The sequence below is a fragment of the Polynucleobacter sp. 31A-FELB genome (assembly GCF_018882405.1).
Lineage (GTDB): Bacteria > Pseudomonadota > Gammaproteobacteria > Burkholderiales > Burkholderiaceae > Polynucleobacter.
The window spans coordinates 1-3,309 of the sequence record NZ_JACVOO010000034.1; the positions used below are offsets into that span (position 1 = coordinate 1).

Sequence of the window (3,309 nt, forward strand, 5' to 3'; positions counted from 1 at the left end):
CTTGATGCAATGCAAAAGCAATCTGCTCTTCTGTGAACTTTGACCTCTTCATGGCGCACCCCTCCTTAGGGATAATATCGCCGATTTTTTCTAATTTAGGGTGTCCAATTTATTGGGAGGAGGTCAGTAGCGCCGGCTGCATGTTGGCCAAGCGCCTCACTGAGGATCCCGCTAAACGCGTGCTCTTAATTGAGGCTGGCAAGAATGACAATTACATCTGGATTCATGTGCCGGTTGGTTATTTATATTGCATCGATAACCCAAGGGCAGACTGGCGTTTTAAGACCGCTGCTGAAAAAGGTCTCAATGGCCGTTCACTTCTATATCCGCGTGGCAGGGTGCTCGGTGGATGTTCATCAATTAATGGCATGATTTATATGCGCGGCCAAACTGGCGACTACGACTCCTGGGTTAAGGCAACGGGTGATGACGCCTGGTCTTGGCAAAACGCATTGCGTCGTTACAAATCATTTGAGGACTATCACGGCCCAGCTAGTCAGTGGCACAGCAAAGGTGGTGAGTGGACTGTTTCTAAGCAACGCTTGCGTTGGCCCATCATGGATATCTTTAGAGAGGCAGCGGTACAAGCCGGCATCCCCTCATCGGATGACTTTAATCAAGGGGATAACTTTGGAGTTGGCTACTTTGATGTGAGTCAGCGCAAAGGTTGGCGGCTCAATACCTCCAAAGCATTTTTACGTGATGCGGCTAAGCGGCCTAATCTCACAGTAATTACCGAGGCCATAGTTAATAAATTACTAATTGATGATGTCTCTAAAAATTGCTACGGTGTTCAATATATTAAAGATAGCAAAACAGTAGACGTGCTTTGCAGTAATCACAATGGCGGCTCTCAAGGCGAAGTGATTTTGAGTGCCGGCGCTATTGGTAGCGTGCAGGTTCTAGAGCGCTCAGGTGTTGGCTCAGCTGCACACCTCAATAGGCTGGGCATTCCAGTAATCGCAGATTTACCTGGCGTAGGTGAGAATCTACAAGACCATTTGCAATTGCGCATGATCTACAAGGTCAACAACATTAAGACCTTAAACACCAAAGCCAATTCTTTATTGGGTAAGTTGTTAATTGGTATGGAGTATGTGTTTAAGCGCTCGGGCCCAATGTCGATGGCGCCATCACAGCTGGGTGCTTTTGCATACAGTTCGCCCGATCAGCCTTCGGCAAATTTGGAGTATCACGTTCAACCGCTATCGCTAGAAAAGTTTGGCGAGGATTTGCATTCTTTCAATGCGATTACTGCAAGTGTTTGTAACTTGCGTCCAACATCTCGTGGTAGTGTGCACATCAGCTCTGTCGATCCAGAAGCGCCTCCAGTGATTGCGCCAAATTATTTATCGACGGATGAAGATCGCAAAGTAGCTGCAGACTCGTTGCGTCTCACGCGCAAGATTGTGGAAAGTCCAGCACTCAAGCCCTACACGCCAGATGAGTACAAGCCAGGTAAACAGTATCAAACTGATGAAGAGCTCATCAAAGCTGCCGGTGATATTGGAACTACAATTTTTCATCCAGTAGGTACTTGTAAGATGGGACGCGATGATGATCCGATGGCAGTACTCGATTCACAATTACGCGTAAGGGGTATTCATCATCTGAGAGTAGTGGATGCCTCTGCGATGCCAACAATTACCTCCGGAAATACTGCAGCTCCAACAATGATGATTGCGCAACGCGCAGCTGAATTGCTAACTAGTGAGTAGTTCAAAAATTCAAGGCGGCTCGCACTCCAATGCTGGGCTCCCAGCAAGTCACTTGCTGTTGGCGCTCGCCATTGTTGCGGTATGGGGCACCAACTTTGTAGTGATTAAAAATTGCCTGGCATCGTTTCCGCCTTTTTATTTCGCTACCCTGCGATATCTATTTGTTTTGCTGCCTTTGGTCTTTTTTATGCCAAGGCCAAAAGTAGCTTGGGGCAATCTCTGTATTTACGGATTAGCCACTGGGGTTGGGCAATTTGGCGTTATGTACTACGCCGTGAATAGTCAAATTTCTCCAGGACTCGCCTCGCTTGTAGTTCAGACCCAAGTATTTTTTACGATTGGCTTTGCCATGCTGTTTGCCAAAGAGGGTCTCAAGCGCTATCAGGTAGTCGCGGTTGGTATCGCTTTGCTTGGTCTAGTAATTATTGCGCTGCACACAGACTCCACGACTACCTTCTTAGGTTTAGCACTCGTGGTCTTTGCGGGTCTCTCCTGGGGAATTGCGAACACAGTGAGCCGCCAGGCTGGTTCGATCAATATGCTGTCTTATGTAGTGTGGGCTAGCGCCTTCTCTATTCCGCCGTTGCTACTGATTGCGCTGATCTTTGAGGGTGGTGTAGTTCGCTTGTGGGATGTGACCTTAGCCGCCCCCATGGGGGCTTGGGTTGGAGTCCTATGGCAGTCTTGGGCTAATACCTTGTTTGGCTATGCCGCTTGGGGTTGGTTGCTGTCAAAACACCCAGCCGCACTGGTGGCTCCTGCACCCTTGCTAGTACCCATCTTTGGAATGGGGGCATCTGCCTTCTTTTTAGGAGAGGCTTTGCCACCCTGGAAAGTCGAGGCTGCCAGCTTGGTAATTGCCGGCCTCATCATCAATCTCTTTTGGCCTAGCTTACAAGCGCAAGTTCGTAAGTTTTTTTAAAACGACTTTTATCTTTCAGGGCTAATGTAAAACCCTAATACAAACCCCTTTTTTTGCCCCTACATTAACTGTAAGATGGCTATTCGTTTCAAGTTGTACCTAAAAAAGAATTTATTTAATTAGCATTTTTAGTCATGGAGACTTTATGAATATTCGTCATCACATTTTTGCTGTAGCTGCTGCGGCAATGTTAACAACTGGCGCTTACGCTGCCGATATCAAGCTTGGTGTTTCTGGTCCGTTTACTGGCGGCTCCGCATCCATGGGTGTGAGTATGCGTGACGGTGTGCGCTTAGCTGCAAAAGAAATCAATGCTGCTGGTGGTATTAACGGCAACAAAATCGTTTTGGTTGAGCGCGATGACGAAGCAAAAAATGAGCGTGGCGTTCAAATTGCACAAGAGTTGATCAATAACGAAAAAGTAGTTGCTACTATGGGTTACATCAACACTGGTGTGGCATTGGCCTCACAGCGCTTCTATCAAGATGCCAAGATTCCAGTAATGAACAACGTTGCTACTGGCTCAATCTTGACTAAGCAATTCCCTGAATCGCTACCAATATCCTAGACACTTGCCAACCTCGCTTGGTACTGCTGTTCAAATCTTACCGGAGAAAGCCCATTGTTGTAACTATGGCGTCTAACCGGGTTGTAAAACATTTCGATGTA

General features: G+C 47.2%; 2 protein-coding genes and 1 pseudogene. All 3 read left to right on the top strand.

The features are described from left to right. The first annotated feature begins 140 nt into the window (after positions 1–140). Positions 141–1,718: a GMC family oxidoreductase gene (locus ICN30_RS11460; RefSeq protein ID WP_370626653.1), complete on the top strand. Its 1,578-nt coding sequence runs from the start codon at positions 141–143 to the stop codon at positions 1,716–1,718. Beyond that, entirely contained in the window at positions 1,711–2,640 is a 930-nt protein-coding gene (locus ICN30_RS11465; protein WP_370626654.1) for an EamA family transporter, read from the top strand. The genes ICN30_RS11460 and ICN30_RS11465 overlap by 8 nt, the downstream gene beginning before the upstream one ends. 145 nt (positions 2,641–2,785) lie before the next feature. Continuing rightward, positions 2,786–3,190, top strand: a pseudogene (locus tag ICN30_RS11470) (ABC transporter substrate-binding protein); the annotation flags it as partial. Positions 3,191–3,309: the final 119 nt, after the last annotated feature.